23 protein-coding genes are annotated in these 20734 nt (G+C 39.0%); 17 read left to right on the top strand and 6 right to left on the bottom strand.

Annotated features, from left to right (window positions below):
• Positions 1–807 precede the first annotated feature (807 nt).
• Positions 808–1470: a hypothetical protein gene (locus tag D7322_RS04035; protein WP_121121555.1), complete on the top strand. Its 663-nt coding sequence runs from the start codon at positions 808–810 to the stop codon at positions 1468–1470.
• An 8-nt stretch (positions 1471–1478) separates the two neighbouring features.
• Entirely contained in the window at positions 1479–2099 is a 621-nt protein-coding gene (locus tag D7322_RS04030) for a hypothetical protein (protein WP_121121553.1), read from the top strand.
• 42 nt (positions 2100–2141) lie between these two features.
• Here D7322_RS04030 and D7322_RS04025 read toward each other — a convergent pair whose 3' ends face one another.
• Entirely contained in the window at positions 2142–2621 is a 480-nt protein-coding gene (locus tag D7322_RS04025) for an SRPBCC family protein (protein WP_121121551.1), read from the bottom strand.
• A gap of 117 nt (positions 2622–2738) precedes the next feature.
• On the opposite strand from D7322_RS04025, the gene D7322_RS04020 reads away from it, so the two are divergent.
• A complete protein-coding gene (locus tag D7322_RS04020) occupies positions 2739–3248 on the top strand; it encodes a GNAT family N-acetyltransferase (protein ID WP_121121549.1) in 510 nt (169 codons plus the stop codon).
• On the top strand, positions 3245–4090 hold the full coding sequence (locus tag D7322_RS04015; RefSeq protein ID WP_121121547.1) for a metallophosphoesterase: 846 nt from the start codon (positions 3245–3247) through the stop codon (positions 4088–4090). Before D7322_RS04020 ends, D7322_RS04015 begins: the two co-directional genes overlap by 4 nt.
• A 48-nt stretch (positions 4091–4138) precedes the next feature.
• On the opposite strand, the gene D7322_RS04010 is transcribed toward D7322_RS04015, so the two are convergent.
• Positions 4139–4720, bottom strand: a complete 582-nt coding sequence (locus tag D7322_RS04010; protein WP_121121545.1) for a TetR/AcrR family transcriptional regulator — start codon at positions 4718–4720, stop codon at positions 4139–4141.
• A 58-nt stretch (positions 4721–4778) separates the two neighbouring features.
• Between D7322_RS04010 and D7322_RS28375 the strand changes: the two genes are divergently transcribed.
• The 3 genes from D7322_RS28375 (at position 4779) to D7322_RS04000 (ending at position 5816) form a co-directional block, all read left to right on the top strand.
• A complete protein-coding gene (locus tag D7322_RS28375) occupies positions 4779–4967 on the top strand; it encodes a hypothetical protein (RefSeq protein WP_183078596.1) in 189 nt (62 codons plus the stop codon).
• Positions 4922–5368 carry a hypothetical protein gene (locus D7322_RS04005; RefSeq protein ID WP_121121543.1) on the top strand — a complete coding sequence of 149 codons (447 nt, stop codon included), beginning with the start codon at positions 4922–4924 and terminating at the stop codon, positions 5366–5368. The genes D7322_RS28375 and D7322_RS04005 overlap by 46 nt, the downstream gene beginning before the upstream one ends.
• A gap of 133 nt (positions 5369–5501) precedes the next feature.
• Positions 5502–5816, top strand: coding sequence for an RNA polymerase alpha subunit C-terminal domain-containing protein (locus D7322_RS04000; RefSeq protein WP_245971246.1), 315 nt, complete (start codon positions 5502–5504; stop codon positions 5814–5816).
• Between the two features lie 132 nt (positions 5817–5948).
• On the opposite strand, the gene D7322_RS03995 is transcribed toward D7322_RS04000, so the two are convergent.
• Complete coding sequence (locus D7322_RS03995; RefSeq protein WP_108632237.1) at positions 5949–6374, bottom strand: cold-shock protein; 426 nt, start codon at positions 6372–6374, stop codon at positions 5949–5951.
• 422 nt (positions 6375–6796) lie between these two features.
• Between D7322_RS03995 and D7322_RS03990 the strand changes: the two genes are divergently transcribed.
• Complete coding sequence (locus D7322_RS03990; protein ID WP_120258347.1) at positions 6797–7078, top strand: GNAT family N-acetyltransferase; 282 nt, start codon at positions 6797–6799, stop codon at positions 7076–7078.
• A 55-nt stretch (positions 7079–7133) separates the two neighbouring features.
• Here D7322_RS03990 and leuS read toward each other — a convergent pair whose 3' ends face one another.
• Complete coding sequence (leuS, locus tag D7322_RS03985; RefSeq protein WP_121121541.1) at positions 7134–9917, bottom strand: leucine--tRNA ligase; 2784 nt, start codon at positions 9915–9917, stop codon at positions 7134–7136.
• A gap of 218 nt (positions 9918–10135) precedes the next feature.
• Between leuS and D7322_RS03980 the strand changes: the two genes are divergently transcribed.
• The 5 genes from D7322_RS03980 to D7322_RS03960 are packed head-to-tail and all read left to right on the top strand — an operon-like array spanning position 10136 to position 13834.
• Positions 10136–11014, top strand: a complete 879-nt coding sequence (locus tag D7322_RS03980; protein ID WP_120258349.1) for a cell division protein FtsX — start codon at positions 10136–10138, stop codon at positions 11012–11014.
• Positions 11015–11016: 2 nt separating this feature from the next.
• Positions 11017–11262: a DUF3098 domain-containing protein gene (locus D7322_RS03975; protein WP_120258350.1), complete on the top strand. Its 246-nt coding sequence runs from the start codon at positions 11017–11019 to the stop codon at positions 11260–11262.
• 15 nt (positions 11263–11277) lie between these two features.
• Entirely contained in the window at positions 11278–12072 is a 795-nt protein-coding gene (locus D7322_RS03970; RefSeq protein WP_121121539.1) for an undecaprenyl-diphosphate phosphatase, read from the top strand.
• A gap of 9 nt (positions 12073–12081) precedes the next feature.
• Complete coding sequence (truB, locus tag D7322_RS03965) at positions 12082–12804, top strand: tRNA pseudouridine(55) synthase TruB (RefSeq protein WP_121121536.1); 723 nt, start codon at positions 12082–12084, stop codon at positions 12802–12804.
• A 55-nt stretch (positions 12805–12859) separates the two neighbouring features.
• A complete protein-coding gene (locus tag D7322_RS03960; protein WP_121121534.1) occupies positions 12860–13834 on the top strand; it encodes a bifunctional riboflavin kinase/FAD synthetase in 975 nt (324 codons plus the stop codon).
• 178 nt (positions 13835–14012) lie between these two features.
• Here D7322_RS03960 and aroQ read toward each other — a convergent pair whose 3' ends face one another.
• Both aroQ and D7322_RS03950 read right to left on the bottom strand, forming a co-directional pair.
• Positions 14013–14432 carry a type II 3-dehydroquinate dehydratase gene (aroQ, locus tag D7322_RS03955; protein WP_121121532.1) on the bottom strand — a complete coding sequence of 140 codons (420 nt, stop codon included), beginning with the start codon at positions 14430–14432 and terminating at the stop codon, positions 14013–14015.
• Between the two features lie 194 nt (positions 14433–14626).
• The gene (locus D7322_RS03950; protein WP_245971245.1) at positions 14627–16300 is read right to left on the bottom strand and encodes a gliding motility protein RemB; all 1674 of its coding nucleotides are present in this window, start codon (positions 16298–16300) and stop codon (positions 14627–14629) included.
• Between the two features lie 196 nt (positions 16301–16496).
• Here D7322_RS03950 and D7322_RS03945 point away from each other — a divergent pair, with 196 nt between their 5' ends.
• The 4 genes from D7322_RS03945 to D7322_RS03930 all read left to right on the top strand — a co-directional run bounded on the left by D7322_RS03945 (position 16497) and on the right by D7322_RS03930 (position 20525).
• Positions 16497–17912, top strand: a complete 1416-nt coding sequence (locus tag D7322_RS03945) for a glycoside hydrolase family 125 protein (RefSeq protein ID WP_121121530.1) — start codon at positions 16497–16499, stop codon at positions 17910–17912.
• Positions 17913–17965: 53 nt separating this feature from the next.
• Positions 17966–18790, top strand: a complete 825-nt coding sequence (gene murI, locus D7322_RS03940) for a glutamate racemase (RefSeq protein WP_121121528.1) — start codon at positions 17966–17968, stop codon at positions 18788–18790.
• Between the two features lie 70 nt (positions 18791–18860).
• A complete protein-coding gene (locus D7322_RS03935) occupies positions 18861–19106 on the top strand; it encodes a hypothetical protein (protein ID WP_121121526.1) in 246 nt (81 codons plus the stop codon).
• Positions 19107–19271: 165 nt separating this feature from the next.
• On the top strand, positions 19272–20525 hold the full coding sequence (locus tag D7322_RS03930; protein ID WP_121121524.1) for a PQQ-dependent sugar dehydrogenase: 1254 nt from the start codon (positions 19272–19274) through the stop codon (positions 20523–20525).
• Positions 20526–20734 lie beyond the last annotated feature (209 nt).

Below are 20734 nucleotides of genomic sequence, written 5' to 3'. Positions count from 1 at the left end.
CTTGCTTGCTTGCTTGCTTGCTTGCTTGCTTGCTTGCTTGCTTGCTTGCTTGCTTGCTTGCTTGCTTGCTTGCTTGCTTGCTTGCTTGCTTGCTTGCTTCAGACAAAACACCTTTCACAATTTCCAAACGAAGGGAATAAACGATCACCAGCAGCTATCAGCCAGCATACGTCACAGCCACCCTTTATTTAACCACATTTTTAAGCGATACAAGCCCTTTGCAAGCAACAAGAGCAGCCAGACATGGCTCAAGCTAAAAGATGTCTTAAAAACCTTAAAAAACGGGTATACTCCAATCAGCTAGCACAGAGCAAACGATCATTAGCAGCTATCCGTCAGCATGCATCACAGCCGCCCTTTATTTAACCACATTTTTAAGCGACATGAGCCATTTAGAGACAGCAAGAGCAGCAAGACATAGCTCAAACCAAAAGATATCTTAAAAACCTTAAAAAATGGGCATACTCCAATCATCTAGCACGGAGCAAACGATCATCAGCAGCTCCCCACCAGCTTGCGTTACCTCCATTACGCTAACGATATTTTATAAGTAGCACAAGCGCTTCATGTGCAGCACCACTAGATTTACCACATGAAAAAACAGCCAGGAAATAATTAAAAAAGACAAAACAAACTATTCTTCAACAAAATAACACCATCTAAATAAACAAAAAAATCACATCTACAAAATACAATCCAAATCGTAAAGTCCAAACAAAAGTGAAAACTACAGCAGAAACTTTAAACACAGAAACATTCAAACAATCTTACTTCTTGTTATCTTTGCTGTACTACATAATTCATTATATGCATAATTATTCTGCTGAAGACAGTTTATTTATACAGATCGAGATCAAAAAAATAAGAAAGGCCCGCAACAATGCTATCGCAGTTTTTATGGTATTTTTTTTGGTCTGCTTTGCTGTCTGGTTATATGTTTTTTCGGACAGGTGGCTGGCTAGCACAGACAAGCAGACTGTTTACCGTAGCCCCACCATATCTCTTTACACAATATTTCTATTCCCTACCCTACTATTTACTGGATTAAGTTGGGCCTTGTCTATCAAAAACCAGAAATATATTAGCGTGCTACAGCATCTCGACAGCCACGACTTAGGCATCTACCGAAAGTACACAAGCATACTTGCTCAGCGATATGCAGCCATTGCGCCCTACATTTTCTGTAAAAATGAACTTATATTCTTTCCTCTTTTTGGATGTAGAAAGATCCCAATCAATCAGATCAAACGCATAGAAACAAAATGTGTTCATAATTATCGCGACACATACAGCTACCACGTCTATTTTTATAACGATGCTACAAAAATCTATCAGACAACAATGCACCAGATAGCTGCGTTCGATTTTCTACAGAAACAGCTGCTGGAGGAAAATCCAAATCTAACGATCATCGCACGGAACCAGATACCCTCGTATTTGAAAACAAAAGACAGGCCTACACACTATTAATTTATTATATGGAAAGTTATTCGTCCACCAACAGTTCATTTTTACAAACGGAGATAAGGAAAATCTGCAAAGTCCGCAATGCCATTATTGGATTATTTATAGCAATGTTTCTTCTTTGCTATGGCTTCTTCTTCTATATTTTTTTGGATAAGTGGACAGCTGCTTCAGATAAACTGACATTTTTTTACAAGTCCCTCCCGCTCTTGAGTACATTGTTCGTCTATTTCGGCGGACTATTCGGCGGACTCAGTTGGTTCGTTTACGCCAAAAATCAGAAATTTATTATTGCCCTACGAGGTCTCAATAGCCGTGACCTTGATATTTATCAGCGGTACACCCGAAGACTTGTCCGCATCTATGCAACTATTGCGCCGTACCTTTTTCAGGAGCATGAACTTGTATTTTTTCCTTTTTTTGGAAGTAAAAAAATTCCGATCAGTCAGATTCACCGTATAGAGACCAAGATTATACAGAACCACCGTGGCCCGAATAGTTTTCGCATCTATTTTTACAATGAATTCTCCAAGATTCATCAGGTGACAATGAACCAAAGAGGTGCATTCGATTTTCTACAGGAACAGCTTTTAGAAGAAAACCCAAACCTCAGCATCATTGCGAGAAACCATTAAACACCTCACACACAAGCTACATGTAAAAAGCAATCCTCCACCCTACCCTTCGAGATAACAGCTATAATCTCCTGATTCAGCAACCAGCTTGATGATATGGTTCCGCTCTTCAAGAAATCGTCTCATATAACTTGTAAGGAAAGACCATTCGGCAAACCGCCCCAAAGGACCCAGGGGCGCCTTAAAATTAAACACATCCCGCATCAGCACCGTACCATCAGCCTGCTCTTCGAAAAGATGCTGATGATCCATCGACTGAAATGCCCCTTGTATCATTTTGTCTTCGAAAAAATAGGGCTTTTCCATTTTTGTGATCCGCACCGTCAACGTTTGATATACACCCAGATGTTTTGCCTGCCACTGAACCGTCTGCCCAGCTTCAATCAGCCCACTGGTCACACCTGCTATCGCCTTCTCATTTGTCTTCCCAGTAGAATACATATGTAAGTCTATACTGCGGGCCAGATCAAAAACTATCTCTATTGGTGCATTTACAATGGTGTCTAATACAAGTGTTGGCATAAAATCTTGCTATCGGTGAATTCAGAACAAATTTCGTAAAAAACACGAATTTCTTAGGAAAGAGTCTAACAATTATCTAATTTAACCCTCCAATCGAATATCAATAACAAGAAGGCTATGATTACATTGCTTCCATTTGAAGAAGCTGACTTTGACCGCTTCAAATCCTGGATCAAATCCCCAGAAGAACTCCTGCAGTTTGCAGGTCCATATTTTTCATTTCCAGTGACTGACGAACAATTAAAAAAGTATATTGACGATCCCAAACGCCGTCCCTATAAAATTGTGAGTACAGAAACAAACAACGTTATCGGGCATTGTGAATTGAACTTTGAAAGAAGTATACCACGATTATCCCGCATATTGATTGCTGACAATACCGAACGCAATAAGGGCTATGGCAAGAAAACCATCAATGCAATGCTGAAACTGCTCTTTGTTGATAACACTTACGATCAAGCGGATTTAAACGTTTATGACTGGAACACGAGTGCAATAAGATGTTATGAGGGTGTAGGGTTTCAGATCAATGAAGGCGCCACAACTGAAACGTCAATCGGCAATGAAACCTGGAAGGGCCTGAATATGCAAATCACCAAATCGAACTGGCTAGCCAAAACACAATGAAGAAGAAACGTTTTTTTAAAAGAGCCTTTATTACCCTAACCTTGATCGCTGCTCTGCTCGGTTACTATGCCTGGCAGATCGAACCACACTGGGTCAAATTTGATCAGCTAAAACTCCCCATAAAAAACCTTCCTAGCAGTCTCGAAGGGAAAACGCTCGTTCAGATTTCGGATATCCACATCGGTGACTATGTCAGTAAAGATTTTATCAAAAACAACTTCGCGAAAGTTGGTATAACACATCCGGACATTATTGTTTACACAGGCGATTTTGTCCGATTGGTCCACAATGCCCTCCCACTCGCTGATCTCGACGAAGTCATGCAATTAGCACCAAAAGGAAAACTTCAGACATTGGCCATCTTGGGAAATCATGATTATGGAAGAGCCTTTAAAGACAGTACTGCAGCGGATTCAATCACTACACTGCTAGAAAAGTATCATATTACTGTTTTAAGAAACGAAAGTGTGAATATAAATGGCCTACAGCTCTATGGTATGGACGACTATTGGGGAACAAACTTTGACCCTGTAAAAACTATGCAGAACTACAACCGTAACCAAGCGAGCCTTGTCCTCTGCCACAACCCCGATGTTGCTGATCTGGATGTATGGAATGGCTATGAAGGCTGGATTTTATCAGGCCATACACATGCCGGGCAAGTGCGGATCCCATTCTGGGGTTCACCCATTATCCCCGTCTCGAACAAAAACTACGATCAGGGTATTAAAAAACTACTGGACAACCGAACCCTCTACATCAACAGGGGCCTCGGTCATAGTATCCCCATCCGCTTTAATGCACGACCTGAAATAACCATTTTCACCTTAACAAAGGACTAAAATCGGAGATACGGTCATGTTTAATGCTTCAATAAACAGCATATGGAATTAAATAAGGTATGGATAGAATGCCACTTCTATCGTTTGTCGATAGTCTTCCAACGCATCCGATTCAAATCGACCGCCCAATACCGCAAAACTCGAATACCAGAAATCTGATATAATAAAAATCTGACGTACAAAGCCCTTCAGAATGGCTATTGGTATATCCTGTCTAAACATTCCCAATTTGGAGTAGTGCTCAAAGAGGGAAATGAACCGCTCCTCACGTCGTGCAACAAGAGTCCGGTAGGCATCCCCAATAGCAGGTATCCAAGTACAGATCTCGACGAAATTGGCAAAAATAAACTTATACTTATTGATCAACAGATAAGAGCCCTCCGTAAATTCCTGCAATAACTCCTGAAATGTGGCATCTTTCTGATCAAATAAAACCACCATTTCGTCATAGTCGCGTTGCAGCTCCTCAAAAATAGTAAAGATAATATCTTCTGTATGTTTGAAGTGATAATGGAGATTGCCAGCACTAATACCCATTTCCTGCGCAATCTGCCGTGTCGTAACAGTACGTATCCCTTCCCGATTATATACCTCTAGCGCCGCCGCTACAATTTTTTCTTTCGTATTCATGACACAAAATTAGAACAATTGTTCTAATTTTGTGTCATGAATGATAAATTAAGATAATATGAAAGACGAAAAGAAAGAAAGTTGGCTAAAAAATCAATATCTAGATCTAAAACAGACGCTTATTCCGACCCATCCAAATGATAGCCCCTGGAAAAAATTCGGCAAACAGACAGCTTTTTTTATGTTTTTAACGTTGATGGTATGCGGAGCAATAGCTATGTTGATCGCCATTTCCTTTGCGCATTAGTAAAGAATCTTTTTGACGGTATATTTATTTTCTATTGGTTATGCTGGTTCTTTATTCGATTTACACGGCTACAGCATTTTCCTATTCCATTTTTAAACAGCTGGCTTACGGACCTTGTCTTTGTCCCTATTATTGTCCATGTCGCATCTATTACGGGAAGCTTTCTATTCAATAAAGGAAAACCGCATGGATACCCATTATACCAGATCTGGTTGATATCGGCTATCGTATCACTCTTGTTTGAGTACCTGATGCCTAGCTACACAGACTACAATACGGGGGATCCCTATGACGTCATTGCCTATTTTATGGGAGGACTATTTTACTTTTTATTCCATCAGCCACGTTATATCAAAAAAAGTTCCGATGGAACCAATCATGTGATTTGCAAACAAAATTAAACCACAGCTAATAAAAACACGTTCTGGAAGAATATAAAATACACGCTCAGAAAAGCTCACGCCCAAAGTCCCCTAGAAGATCTTATTGGTAAACAGACTTTCAATAAAACTATAATTGAATAATAGTGTTGATATGGTGATTAATTTAGCAGATGTAGGCCACATGACAAGAATCAAAACCAAAAGAACATGTAGTAAAGGGCACAGCTTCTATAAGAGTACAGATTGCCCAACATGTCCAATATGCGAAAAGGAAAAGAAACCTGAAGATGGTTTTCTAGCTCTTTTGAGTAGCCCTGCTAGAAATGCACTGTCAAACCATGGTGTAGATCAACTTGAAAAGCTAGCTCAGTACTCAGTGAAAGACCTACTGAAGCTCCATGGCCTTGGAAAGGCATCTTTGCCCCTGTTAAGTCAGGCTTTAATGGAAAAGGGATTAAAAATTTAAGGAGTAGGCTATGCTGTCAGTTGATAACAAAAAAATAAGCCCTCGATTGGCTTCCATATAGTTTCTCGCTACTTAGAAGTACTTGAGGGCTTTATTATTCAACGCTTTTAACACAAGCGGAATCTTCCTTTACTAGTACTCGATCAAAACTTCAGTGACCTGAGCGCCTTGTTTAGCACTTTTGAATTTAAACTTCACTTTCTGATTCAGGTTCAATTTCTGTCCGACAAGACGGTCATTGAAATAGATAGATTGCTGGGTATCATTGTCTCTAATGAATCCATAATTGGACTCTGCATTGTAATGGACAACTTTTCCGAAAGAGTACTCATCATGATGGTTTGAAGTCATGCTTGGACTCTCTCCTTCTTTCAATTTTATCGCAGGTCTGTCTGAGATGTTCCCGTGTTCATCAACATAAGCAAACAATTCTTCCAAAGATTTTCCTTTGTCGTTGTTTGTTTTATTGAATTCTTTTTTCTCAATTTTTTGCTGTTTTTTGAGTAGTTTCTTTTTTTCTCGTTCTTTTTTGTTAAATGTAATTTGGCTTTTGCTCATTCAATATGGATTAAAATAAAATGTTCCCGAGGAGGTTTCGGACCTTTAGAGCTTTGTTGAAAAAGATAAAAATGCGAGGTGTTCTAAGGAGATAATTGCAAAGGTACAAAAAAATAGGAGAAATCAGATAGTCGATCGCCTAATTCTTCTAAGATTCACGAAGGAAAAGATATTCATTTTTATTCCTTTTAATACATTCAGTAGAGGCCAGCATACAGACCCCATTCTTTTATGCTTAAATGTAGCAACACCGTTTAGTAACAAAACAACAGGCCGCACACAGCATCCGGTCGCCGTCTCACTGAATTTCAAAAAATGACAAGGCTCGTAGATAGTAACATATTGTATACCTGGCAAAGTAAAAATTGAAAACTTTGATAAAACAAAAATATCTTTTGGACGTTATTTTGAAAAAAAACACTATGGAAGTAAAAAATATCGAAAGAGACGACAGAGGTAATTTCATCGCCGAAGTGGAAAATAATGAGGCTGGGATTTTGGAATATACCTGGCAGAGTGAGTACGAGTTTTCCATAGACCATACCGAGGTCTATGACGAATATAAAGGAATGAGTGTCGGTAAAAAACTCGTACTTGAAGCCGTAGATTATGCCCGGAAAAACGATGCCAAGATTGTCCCGAATTGCCCGTACGCTAAATCAATTTTTGATAAAACAATTGCCTTTCAGGACGTATTAGCCTAAAAAAGCCATTTTATCACTGGGACAAAATGGCTTTTATTTTTGATAGCTATATGGACTAAGCTACAATATTGATTATTTTCCCTTTTACAAAAATAATCTTCTTAATTGGCTTACCGTCCAGATGTCTTTGTACATCGGCATGTGCCTTGATCGTTTCTTCAACGGTTTGTTGATCCAAATCCAATGCAAGTGATAGATTGAACTTCATCTTACCATTGAAAGAGACCGGATATGCAAATTCAGACTCGACTAGATATTCCGGTTTGAACGTAGGATAAGTTGCCTGAGAAAGTGTACCTGCCCCATGCCCCAATAAGTTCCACAATTCCTCCGTAATATGCGGTGCATAAGACTGGAGAACAATAACAAGTTGCTCCAATATCTCGCGCTTATTGCATTTCAAATCGGTTAGTTCATTTACACAGATCATAAAGGCGGAAACAGACGTGTTGAACGAGAAACGCTCGATATCATCTTCCACTTTCTTAATAATCTTATGTAAAGCTTTGAACTCAGCTTTTGAAGGTTCTTCATCTGATACATTAAAATTACCTTCGGCATCGTGAAACAGACGCCATACTTTCTTAAGAAACTTGTAGACACCTTCGATACCATTGGTATTCCATGGTTTGGCTTGCTCCAACGGCCCCAGAAACATTTCGTAAAGACGTAGCGTATCAGCACCATAAGTCTCAATGATATCATCCGGATTAACGACATTGAATTTCGACTTAGACATTTTCTCCACCTCGCTACCACAAATGTATTTACCGTTTTCCAAGACAAATTCAGCATTCGCAAAATCAGGTCTGAAGTTTTTGAATTTTTCGAGATCCAATACGTCATTCGACACGATATTGACATCTACGTGCAAAGGAATTGTATTGTACTCATTTCTCAAGCCATAGGAAACAAATTGATTGGTTCCTCTGCCCTCTTCGTCAAGTACACGGTAGACAAAATTTGAACGTCCCTGAATCATACCCTGATTGATCAATTTTCGGAATGGTTCTTCCTCATTATGATAGCCAAGATCTTTTAAAAACTTATTCCAAAAACGTGAATATAACAAGTGCCCTGTGGCATGTTCAGAACCACCGATGTATAAATCAACGGCTTTCCAGTAGTCAACGGCTTCTTTGGAAGCAAAGTTGCCCTCATTTTTTGGATCCATATATCTGAACCAGTACCATGAAGAACCTGCCCAACCTGGCATTGTACTCAACTCATACTCATACTGATCCTCATATTTCCAGTCTTTAGCACGTCCTAAAGGAGGTTCCCCAGACTCTGTTGGCAGGTATTTATCAACCTCAGGTAATAATAAAGGTAGTTCTTCTTCTTTAATAAGGTATGGTAGACCATTTTTAAAGTAGACTGGAACAGGTTCACCCCAATAACGTTGACGACCAAAAATCGCATCGCGCATGCGGAAGTTGATCTTCGCTTTACCCAATTTCAATTCTTCCAGCTTCGCGATCAGCGCAGGCACAGCCTCCTGATAGGTCATACCGTTGATAAAATCAGAATTGATGTATTTTCCATCCTTATTCGGATCAGCCTCTTCTTCAATCTGCTGTGTATCCGAAATCGGAATAATTTCTAAATTAAAATGCTTGGCAAAAACATAATCACGTTGATCGCCACTAGGTACAGCCATAACCGCCCCTGTGCCATATCCCGCCAAAACATAATCTGCAATCCAGATCTGCACATCACGACCTGAAATAGGGTGTTTAGCAAATGAACCTGTAAAGGCTCCCGATACTGTTTTGGTATCGGCCATACGATCTAGTTCAGATTTTTTTGATGTCTTCTCAATATAAGCTTCAACTTCAGCTTTTTGTTCAGCTGTTGTCAACGCCGCAACCAATTCATGTTCAGGTGCCAAAACGACAAATGAAACACCGAAAATAGTATCCACACGTGTTGTAAAGACTTCAATTGCGGCGTCCAACTGTGGAACTGGGAATTTGACCGAAGCTCCAACGGATTTTCCGATCCAGTTACGTTGCATTTCTACCAAGGGCTCTGGCCAATCAATGGTATCCAAACCTTTTAATAGACGATCGGCATAAGCAGTGATACGCATTGACCATTGCATCATCTTCTTTTGCTCCACAGGATACCCTCCACGCTCGGACACACCGTTGATTACCTCATCATTAGCCAATACTGTCCCTAAAGCAGCACACCAATTGACCGTGCTCTCGCGTAGATAAGCAATACGATACTTTAACAACTCACGTTGTTGTTTTTCTTCATCAAAAGATTTCCATTCTTCCGAAGTGAATTCTAGTACATCTTCATCAGAAACAGCTTGAACAGCAGCAGAACCATTTGTGGAAAATTTCGTAATCAATGTATCAATGGGTTCTGCTTTATCCGTCTCTTTATTATACCAAGAACCGAATGATTTCATAAAAATCCACTGCGTCCATTTATAGTATTCAGGTTCAGAAGTACGAACTTCTCTACTCCAATCATAAGAGAAACCGATGTTGTCCATCTGCTCGCGGTAACGATTGATATTTGCCTCAGTTGTAACGGCAGGGTGTTGACCCGTTTGAATCGCATATTGCTCTGCAGGAAGTCCGAAGGAATCATAACCCATTGGATGCAGTACATTGAAGCCTTTCAGTCGTTTGTATCTTGAAAAGATATCCGAAGCAATGTATCCGAGTGGATGACCAACATGTAGTCCTGCCCCAGATGGATAAGGAAACATATCCAACACATAGTATTTTGGCTTCTGATGCGCATCTGATGTTTTATATGTTTGATGATCCGCCCAAAACTTCTGCCACTTTTTCTCTAATGATTTGTGATTATACTCCATTTTTGTTCGTAAGGAATTTTTATGACTTGCGAAATTACGATTTTAATACTGAAATGTGATAAAAGTTTTGTAGTTTGAACAATAAATTCTAGTATTGAAAAGTTATTTAAACATAGGTAGAAAACTAAATTCGAATTGATTTTTATCAAAGTAATTACAAGATAAATTCGAAATCTTCCGCTCAATTAGTTACTTTCGCAAATAAATTTTTGCTTATTATGTCAGAATACGAATTAAGCACACAAAAAAGAAAAACAAAGTCTGTATATGTATCCACAGTTATCAGTATAGCACTGGTACTATTGGTAACAGGTATGTTAGGCTTATTATTGGTGCACGCTAAAAATCTTTCAAAGTACGTTAAAGAAAACATTGTCCTGAATGTCATTGTAAATGATGGCACCAGTGAAGGTGATGTACTTTCTTTGCAAAAAGATCTTGAAAAAGACCCTTATGTTCTTCGCTCAGTCTATATCAGCAAAGAAATTGCTGCCAAAAACCTGAAAGAAGATCTTGGGGAAGATTTTGTACAGTACCTTGGCCACAACCCATTATTGCCGTCATTGGATGTCTATATGAAGGAGAATTATGCCAATACGGATAGCATCAAGACTTTCATCGAAAAAATCTCTAAAAACAACAAAATAAAAGAGGTTGTCTATCAGGAATCACTGATTGATATGGTCAATAAAAACGTGCGTATCATCGGAATGATCGTTTTGGCTTTTGCTGTTATTTTATTGATTATCGCTGTGGCATTAATTAACAACACCATACGTTTGGCTATTTACTCGCAGCGTTTCTTAATTAAAAGCATGCAATTAATCGGTGCGACCAAAAACTTTATTCGTAAACCTTTTATCACTTATGGTATTATCCATGGTTTACTGGGTTCACTGATTGCGATCCTACTATTGATATTGACGCTCAAATTAGCGCAACAACAAATACCTGAATTGGTCTTTTTACGCAACTGGTTTGAGTTTGCGATCATCTTCTTAGGTGTTATCTGCATCGGGATTTTAATCTCAGGGCTTAGTACCTACTTCGCTGTAACTAAATATTTAAAAGCTCAATCTAACGATTTATATAGATAAAAATGGCTCAAATAAAGAAATCTACTGAATCTGTAAATAAAGGTTCCTTCGTATTTTCAAAAGTAAATTATCAGCTTTTTATAGCTAGCTTGGTTCTTGTCGTCATTGGCTTTGCGCTGATGTCCGGTGAAACTGATATCTATAGTTTTACCAAAATAACTTTAGCGCCAATTGTAGTCGTCCTCGGCTTTGCATTGGGATTTGTAGCGATCCTGTATCGCCCCAAAACAACTAAAACTGAAGAATAATCTTATAAAAAACAGATGTCTATTATTGAAGCTATAATCCTTGCTATCATCGAAGGATTAACGGAGTTTTTGCCTGTCTCCTCTACAGGTCATATGATTATAGCAACTGCACTGATGGGTATTCAACCCTCTGCATTTGTTAAATTATTTACGATTGTCATTCAATTGGGAACGATTTTATCAGTTCTCGTTTTATATTACAAGCGATTCTTTAAATCGCTTTCATTTTACTATAAGTTGGTGATCGCTGCTATTCCTGCATCGGTACTTGGATTACTTTTCAACGATTTTATCGATTCACTTTTGGAAAGCCCGCTGATGGTTGCGATTATGCTGGTAATCGGCGGAATTGTCCTACTTTTTGTCGACAAATGGTTTAATAAACCTACTGTTGAAGATTCGGACAACGTCTCTTACAAGCAAGCCTTTATGATCGGTGTATACCAATGTCTGGCTTTGATTCCTGGCACATCCCGATCCGCTAGTACCATCATCGGTGGTATGGCCGAAAAATTAACACGTAAAGCAGCCGCAGAATTTTCATTCTTTCTGGCTTTGCCGATGATGTTTGGCGCTTCAGCTGTTAAACTATTGAAATTCTTCAAAGAAGGAAATACATTTACAGGCGAAGAGCTTAATCTTCTTATTGTAGGTAACCTCATTGGTTTTGTTGTCGCAATTGTTGCAATAAAATCTTTTATTGGATTTTTAACCAAGTATGGTTTTAAGGCATTCGGATGGTATAGAATAGTTGTTGGAGTTGTTATTCTCGTACTACTTCTTTCGGGTCATAGTTTACAAATTATCTAAAATTTTTTCATGGAGAATATAGAGGTTGGTGAAAACTCAGCAAGGTTTAATTTTGCTGAAGGCGAAATGTTGTTGATTGATAAACCTTTAACATGGACAAGTTTCGACGTTGTTGGGAAAGTCAGAAACTCACTGAAACCATTAAAACTAAAAGTTGGCCATGCAGGTACCTTAGACCCCTTAGCAACGGGGTTGCTAATTGTCTGCACAGGTAAGTTGACAAAAAAGATCGACAGCTACCAGGCCGAAGACAAAGAATATACAGGGACAATTACATTGGGCGGAACCACCCCCTCCTATGACCTGGAAACAGAAATTGATGAGCTATTCCCTATCGATCATATTACTGAACAAATGATCTTTGATGCGGCTAAGACCTTTGAAGGTGACATACAACAGTTTCCTCCAGCACATTCTGCCATAAAGATCAATGGTGAACGTGTCTATGCAAAAGCTCGTCGCGGTGAAGAGGTTGAAATAAAATCTCGTCAGGTACGGATCAATAGCTTTGAAATTGAGAAGATTGAACTTCCGAATGTACATTTTCGCATTTCTTGTTCAAAAGGCACTTACATCAGATCATTAGCATACGACTTTGGAAAAGTATTACATAGTGGATCCCACCTAAGTTCTTTAAGACGCACCAAAAGTGGTGATTATACGATTGAAAACGCCTGGAATCTTGAACAGCTTATCGCCGAAATAAAACGTCATAAGGAAATCATTAAATAAACCCATCGGTGCACTTTATTGATTCTTTATCTTATTTTTGCAAAAAATCCAATAAATGAAAATCTACAGAAGTTTAGAAGATTTCTCCCCCGTTGAAAATGCAGTAGTTACCATCGGTACTTTTGATGGTGTTCATATTGGCCATCAAAAAATATTGGTCCACTTAAAAGAGGCTGCTCAAAAAATTAACGGCGAAACCATATTACTTACTTTTTTCCCGCATCCACGGTTAATTATTAACCCGGATGATGATAGCTTACGTTTGATAAATGATATTGAGGAAAAAGTAAGTCAACTGAGCAAGGTCGGTATTGACCATCTTATCATTATCCCCTTCTCCCGGGACTTTTCCAATCAAACTCCTGAAGAATATATCAGCAATGTGCTTGTAGGAAAATTGGGTACTAAAAAGATTGTTATCGGATATGACCATCATTTTGGAAAAGATCGCAAAGGCTCACTAGGCGATTTGGAACAATTTGCTTCGATATTTGATTATAGTGTGGACGAAATCCCAGAACAGGATATCAATGATATTGCCGTCTCTTCCACCCGAGTGCGTGAAGCACTCATTAAAGGTGATATCAAAACGGCCAACCTATATTTAGGTTATCCTTTTGAATTGACAGGAACTGTGATCCGAGGGGATCAAATCGGGCGTACCATTGGATTTCCGACAGCCAATCTACAGGTGCACGAACCTCATAAACTCATCCCTGCCTACGGTATTTATGCCGTTGAGGTCTATATATACAATCATATCCAAAACATCACTACAGGGGAGTATAAAGAAGAGAATCCTGTTTCAATTGCTAAAGGTATGGGATATATTGGCACAAGGCCTACGGTTGACGGAATGAATCGTGCGATTGAAATCAGTCTATTTGATTTTGATCAGGATATTTATGGCAAAACACTACGCGTCAAATTCCTTCACTTTATCCGCCACGATGAACGTTTTGACTCACTGGAGGAAATGAAAGCGCAGATCAAAGCAGATGAAATAGAAATAAGAAATCTTATTGCATAATATACCTTAAAAAAAAGAAAAGCGGGAATTCCCGCTTTTCTTTTTTTATTAATTACCCCTCACATTCTGATTGTACTAAAATACTTTTTTTCAGAAGTAGCCAAGCTAATTTTCAACGCGTTTCATGATACCTACAGCATTGCTGACGAGAACTAAACTAAGCTTTACCAATAAGTTTTTAAATTAACAGGGCTTCGATGCCAAGCCGGTAACTATCCAATCCGAAACCACAAATCACTCCCCTACAATTTTTAGCCAAGAAAGAGTGATGACGAAATTCCTCCCGTTGATGTACATTACTGATGTGAACTTCAATGACCGGTGTCTGAACGGCGGCAATAGCATCACCAATAGCAACAGAGGTATGCGTATATGCGCCAGCATTCATTACGATTCCATCGTACTCAAAGCCAACCTCGTGAATTTTATCAATTAATATCCCTTCGGAATTGCTCTGAAAATATTCCAGTTGAATCGTTGAAAAGCGTTTTTTCAATTCCTCGAAATAACTCAGGAAATCCTGACTTCCATAGATTGACTTTTCCCTAACACCCAATAGATTTAAATTTGGGCCATTTAACACAAGGATTTTTTTCATCCGTATTTAATAATTTAGACAATATTAGCGATTCGGTCCATGCCGGCTACCTTTGGTAGATGTAGCAGAACTTCAAAGGCTATAAAACAGTTTTATTAAACAAGAAACATCATAATTATACATTCCATATAAGGCTTGAATAATCATGATGTTTTCATAAGCTCAATAATGTGCTTCAAATATATAAAAACTTCCTATAAATCATTATAAATTGCTCTAAAGCTCGAACGAAGTCCAAATGTTACCACGCCCGATTTATTCACAATAGGTGTTTCATATTGTGCTTTCGCGTAGCGTTGCATATACCCCAGTTCTAAACGAAGATTATACTTAGGATTGAGTACATACGCTGCTTTCGCATCCGCATAATAGATATTATTCTTGATCCCTTGCGCGATATGGTTTCCATACATATTTGGAATAGTATTATACGATTGAAAAATATTTCCACCCATATTACTTCCATCAGGCAGATCCAATCCATTTTGCGTATACATTCCTTGTAAAGAAAAGTCCCATCTGTCCCAGGCATAGTTTATGAGACCAACCAATTCTCTAAAGTTAGCTCCTTTTGGATGCGCCAATGGCTCCGCGTTGTTACTATAATTAGAGAAAGATTTAAAGTGCGCGTAGGTATAAGGCCTAGCGGTATTATATTCCGCTAGGAAGTTTAGGTTTTTGACTCCAAACATGTCATAGCCTCTTAAGCCCAACTGTGCTCCCCATTTGTTATGTGCATAACCATTACCCGCAAAAAATTCTTTGGCTGTAAATTCGCCCAACAAAAACTGACCGTACACTGTCAAATTATAAGGTAATTTATACTTTGAAGTCGCCCCTAAAAACATCTTATCTGGCGATCTACTGTTGTTACTTTCTACAGGTCGTATAAAAATAATCGGACTTATGTAACTAAAATCAAACCCTCTCTTACCCCCCTCATCCTGAGCAGCCCAAACCACGGATTGGAAAAAACCAACAGACAACCGATTGGTTACATTCCAATCTAAATATTGAAATGCTCCCCACTTCTTACCATCTCCTAGGCGTCTATCTATGGTTCCCTCTACTGGATAAATTCCCGTTAGATCTTGTCTCGGATGCGTTGGATCATTCATATAAGCCCAGATGGAAGTATACTGTACATTCCCGATCGTACCGGTCAGTTTCAGATGCGCATAATTAGATGAAAAGTCAGAAAGCAACATCGAACGATATCCGTCTCCAATAAAATTCTTGTCGTAAGCGATGGTCGCTTGGATATATTTGTGGGCATCGTAGGTCATGCTTGCGGTCGCATACATCCAGTCCATTTTATTTTTCGACTGAAATTTGGTATTTCCCTGACCGGGAATTACTTTATTAGCCACGATATAATCGTCCAGATATTTTGGAAAAACCGCTTGGCTTTCAAATGCAGATGAGTTAAATGTGAATTTACTTCCCACATTCAGTCCTACCTGAAATCCCCTTCCGTTCATCCATGTCCGACGTTTGTCACCCTGCATATCTTTTCCGATATACATATCCGGCAAAAAGTCGGCATAGAACGTATAATCGTCTTTTTCTACTTGAACCAGATGTTCATTAAAGATTTTCCGCATGAACCAATTTGACGAAGAAACCGGTTTATTGGATTGTATCGAGTCAAATTTGGCCAGTAACAAAGAATCTTTGATGACAAATGGTTTAGCTGTTGTGTGCATTCTCGTCTCTGTAGAATACACAACATCGTTCATTTTCTGATAGAAATGATACGAATAAGGCTGACTTTTAATTTGCCCAAACCCTGCGAAGGAGGCACTTACCCCGATGCCAGCCAGCACAATTCGAAGTAAATTACTTTTTTTTGATATATTAAGCCCCATAAAATTATTTCAAAGATTATTTCTTCTAGCAAAATGCATTCCTAACTGCAAATTAACCGAATAAAAATGACTTTATTCACATTTGAAGTCAATATTATAATGCTAAATCGTATTTGCTGTTCGTTATATTCAAAAATATTTATATCTTGCATCTTAGTAAATAACCTTGTATAACAAAAAATCAGCCCTAATAAGCATGAAACGCAGAACATTTATCCAAAACGCAACCTTATTGACAGCAGGCGCATTTGCAAGCAAATTTTCTTTTGCTCAGGAACATTCTTTTCCTACCGTGCGTACGCCTAAAGAAAAACGACTTTTTTCCAGCAAAGTAGTCGAAGATGCAATCGCAGAATTTCAAAAAAATACAAAAAATAAGGAGTTAGCTTGGTTATTTAATAATTGCTTTCCGAATACATTGGACACCACAGTATTCCCTTATGTTCAGAATGGAAGAAACTATACCTATGTCATCACGGGAGATATTGACGCCATGTGGCTTCGTGACAGCAGTGCTCAGGTGTGGCCCTATCTTCCTTTCATGAAAAAAGATAAAAAATTACAGGATCTAATCGTTGGTTTAATTCAAAAACAGAGTAAATGCATTAACATCGATCCCTATGCCAATGCTTTTTACAATGATCCAACTAAAAAGGGAGAATGGTTTAGTGACCATACCAGCATGAAACCCGGAATCCATGAAAGGAAGTGGGAAATCGACTCGCTATGTTATCCGATTCGACTGGCTTATCATTATTGGAAAGAAACAAATGACAGTAGCCCATTTAACGAAGAATGGTTGGAAGCACAACATAAAATTTATCAGACTTTTGTTGAACAGCAACGTAAAGATAATTTAGGCCCTTATAAATTTGAACGGACAACATCCAGAGGATCTGACACCTTACAGATTGATGGCTATGGATATCCCGTCAACCCCGTGGGTTTGATCTGTTCAAGCTTTAGACCTTCGGATGATTCAACTATTTTCTCGTTTTTGATTCCTTCCAACTTATTTGCTATTGTTAGCTTGAGACAAGCTGCTGAAATTCTTAAAAAGGTTAAAAACGAGCAGTCACTTGCATCAAAAATGGAAGCGCTCGCCAAGGAAGTAGAAGCAGCCGTAAATAAATATGGAATTATCGATCACCCGACACTGGGAAAGATCTATGCTTTTGAAGTAGACGGTTATTCAAGTCACTTAATGATGGATGATGCCAATATCCCCAGTTTATTGGCTCTGCCTTATTTAGGCGCCGTCGACATCCATGATGAAGTCTATCAGCGCACACGTAATTTTGTGCTGTCTGAAAAGAACCCCTTCTTCTTTAAAGGTACCGCAGCCGAAGGCATTGGTGGTCCGCACATCGGTCGTGACATGATTTGGCCGATGTCCATTATTATGCGCGCACAGACGTCGACAAATGATGAGGAGATCCGCAACTGTATCAAAACGTTGGTGAGTACACACGGCGGAACAGGATTTATGCATGAATCCTTCCATAAAAACGATCCAAAAAAATTCACCAGACATTGGTTTGCCTGGACCAATACATTATTTGGCGAATTAATTTGGAAAATATATAAAGAGAAACCATCTTTGCTTCAGTAAAACTGAATCTTATAACGCAATGTTATAAGTGGATGTACTTATAGCATTGCGTTATGGATAATACTCTGACTTCTGGTCCTATTGGAATTTTCGACTCCGGCTATGGCGGCTTGTCGGTATTCAAGGAAATTCAACAGCTTTTGCCCCAATATGACTATATTTATTTAGGCGACAATGCACGTGTCCCCTACGGTACGCGCTCGTTTGAGACCGTATATACCTACACCAAACAATGTGTATTTAAACTATTTGATCTAGGCTGCAATCTCGTTATTTTAGCCTGTAATACTGCTTCGGCGAAGGCGTTACGAACAATCCAGCAAAACGATCTTCCACCGGGGAAAAAAGTTCTTGGCGTCATCAGGCCAACAACAGAAATCATCCATAATTATACGAAGACAAATAAAATCGGTATCCTTGCCACAACAGGAACTGTAAAATCAGAATCCTATAAAATAGAGGTCCATAAGTTCAATCCGGAAATTGAAGTATTTCAACACGACTGTCCTTTTTGGGTTCCTTTGGTTGAAAACAACGAAATTAATACGGAAGGAGCACACTATTTTGTTCAAAAGGATATCCATGAGCTATTGCAGCAATGTGATCAAATTGACACCATTGTTTTAGCATGTACACATTATCCACTACTATTGCCTGTCATCGAGAAATATGTCCCAAAAAATGTCAATATTATTTCCCAAGGGCCGATTGTTGCTAACAGCCTACAGGATTATCTGCACCGACATGTCGAAATAGAGGCGTGCTGTTCCAAAAACAGTCAATTGGCCTTCTACACTACGGATGACCCCAGGGATTTTGAAACCAAAGCAAAAATATTCTTTGGAAAAGAGGTGGATGCAAGCCATATCAGCGTTTAAAAATAAAAAGCGATGAATTTTTAAAACTATTGTCGTTTACTTTTCGTTATTCCTGATAAAGGAGCGTACAATGAAAAAGAATTTTATAACCATCGCATATAATCAGGAAACACAACATTGTGAATCCAAAGAGTTTTCAACTTTCCAGGAAAGCGCGGACTATTTTAAAACTTTTGAGACTTCTGCTCAGCCAAACTATGTTCCTGTATGCATCTACAATTTAAGCACCAGTGCAACATTAGAAGTGAGCGATTATTTTGTCAACAAAGAAAATGAGCTGCAAAAGATATTGACACACTGTTTGAATATGCCTTAGGCTAGACACCGACACAGTTAACGGAACGGGCGAAGTTTTTATCTTTCTCATTTTTAATGATGTTGTGATAAATGTCGATAAATTTATTACATGATATCAGAAAGCATTTCATTAATTTTTAATATCTTCAACTGAACAATAAGACAAAAAAATAAGTCATCAACAATGAAAACCAAACTGACAATAAGCCTTTTAACGATATCACTAGGCCTGACTGCCTGTAATTCCAATCATGCAAATTCAAATTCCGGTTCAGATAGCACATCAAATCCGGGTACGGATACAACAAGCTATCCTCCAGTAGAAACGCAAAAAGCAAATACGGATTACAAACCTGCTTTTGCCGGGCAAACCAGAATCGCAGGAGCGAAAACAACCTCCGCCTTTGAAGGCAAAGTTATTGCCGAAGGATTAAAGTCCCCCTGGGGCATTGCAGCGCTACCGGATGGTAGATTATTGATCACAGAAAAAGAAGGTGATATGCGTATCGCAGCCGCCGACGGGAAATTAAGCGAGCCAATTAAAGGTCTTCCTGCGGTGAATAGCAGCGGCCAGGGCGGATTGCTCGGATTGGGACTCGATCCGGATTTTACGACAAACCGAATGGTATATTGGGTATTTTCGGACAATACGCCTGCAGGAACATTAACGGCTGTTGCCAAAGGTAAGCTTTCTGCTGACGAGAAATCATTCGAGGACGCGAAGGTTATCTACCAGGCAACTCCAGCACATAAAGGCAACCTGCACTATGGTGGACGGATCGTATTTGATAAAGAAGGAAACATTATTTTTAGTACGGGCGAACGTTCTGATCTGGTCACCAGACCACTTGCTCAGGATTTGAATGCGGCTTTGGGTAAGATTTTACGCATTACAAAAGATGGACAACCCGCACCTGGCAATCCATTTATAGGAAAAGCAAATGCACGGCCAGAGATATACAGCTATGGACACCGTAATCCGCAGGGACTTGCGTTTCATCCTGAAACCGGCGATTTATGGGAAACTGAATTTGGCCCTCGCGGTGGAGATGAACTCAATAAGATCCAAGCTGGTAAAAATTATGGTTGGCCTACCATTACCTATGGAATAGAATATAAGGGCGATAAAGTTGGCGCAGGTATACAGCAAAAAGATGGGCTTGAGCAACCTATTTATTATTGGGACCCTGTCCTCTCCCCAAGCGGAATTACATTTTATACCGGACAGAACATCCCCGAATGGAAGAATAATCTTTTTATTTGCGGTCTGAGCAGTACCCATATCGCCCGGATTATCTTAAAAGACAATAAAGTGGTTGGCGAAGAGCGCTTGCTCGGCAGTGAAGGGCAACGATTCAGAGATATTACGCAAGGAAAGGATGGTGCATTATATGCCATTACTGATCTCGGCAGATTATATAAAATAGACAAAAAGTAAATTTAATAAAGATAAGTAGTCCCAATGTGGGGCTACTTATTAAGCTTTTGCGCCCTCTCCTCTCCTATTCTTCCAATTTTATTTTATCAGATATCGATATCAGCTGATCAGATCACGAAAGGCAATTTGGCATAAAGCTAAAGTTTGGCGTGATTATTGACAATATTTAGTCGAAACAATAAAATATTATATGGTAAAAAAAGAAAAAA

The sequence above is a fragment of the Sphingobacterium puteale genome, from assembly GCF_003627955.1.
GTDB classification, from domain to species: Bacteria; Bacteroidota; Bacteroidia; order Sphingobacteriales; family Sphingobacteriaceae; genus Sphingobacterium; species Sphingobacterium puteale.
This window is presented reverse-complemented; position numbering and strand designations above follow the sequence as displayed.